Here is a 789-nt window from a genome sequence, read left to right on the forward strand (position 1 = left end):
CTTTGCCGATGTCGTGCAGGTAACCTCCCCACATCAGCACCTTGATCAGGGGACGGGGCAGATGCAAAAACTCGCCGAAGCTCTTGGCCATTTGTGCCAGGCGCTCACAGTGATCCCCGGTGGTGGGATCCCGGCTTTCCACACTGCGGGCAATGGCGAACAGAACCTGAGCAGCATGATCCAAGTCTTCATTGAGGTGCTTTTGGCGAACGAGGGAACGCACCCGCGCCAACAATTCCGACTCGTCAAAGGGCTTGCTCAAGAAATCATCTGCCCCAGCTTCAATACCGCGCACGCGATTTTTGCGATCGCTGGCCGCTGTAACCAATACCACCGGGATCAAGCGTGTCTCATCATTCGCTTTGATGCGTCGACAGACCTCGAACCCATCTAACCCCGGCATCATGACATCCAGCAAGATCAGATCCGGCTGGAAGGTTTTCAACATTTGCAGGGCTTGATTGCCGCTTTCGGCCTCGCTGACCCGGTAGCCAATGCTCTGCAGCAGATCCCCCAGCAGCAGGCGGCTGTTGGGCTGATCATCGACGATCAAAAGATGACCGATCTCTGTCTCATCCGCCTCATCCGCAGAAGGTGTGACAGGGATCCCAACTGTCACGGGCATCTTGGGCATCTCGAGTTTGGCGAGTTGGGCACAGGAAAAGCTGGTCACTGCAGGATCCCAGTAGCAACACCTCTACGGTAATCCCATCAGAGAAAAAAGAGCATCAGGCTTTACACTGAGCTGCTCCGGGAAAGGGAAGGGTTTTCTGATACATTTACGCTGAA

The 789-nt window shown here is 55.1% G+C and carries 1 protein-coding gene; it reads right to left on the minus strand.

Annotated elements, in window-relative coordinates; genetic code table 11:
* On the minus strand, positions 1-625 hold a 625-nt coding region (locus NW819_RS00005; RefSeq protein ID WP_414412504.1), incomplete at its 3' end, for a response regulator.
* Between the last annotated feature and the right edge of the window lie 164 nt (positions 626-789).

Source organism: Synechococcus sp. R8-2 (genome assembly GCF_047461715.1).
Taxonomy (GTDB): Bacteria; Cyanobacteriota; Cyanobacteriia; order Thermostichales; family Thermostichaceae; genus Thermostichus.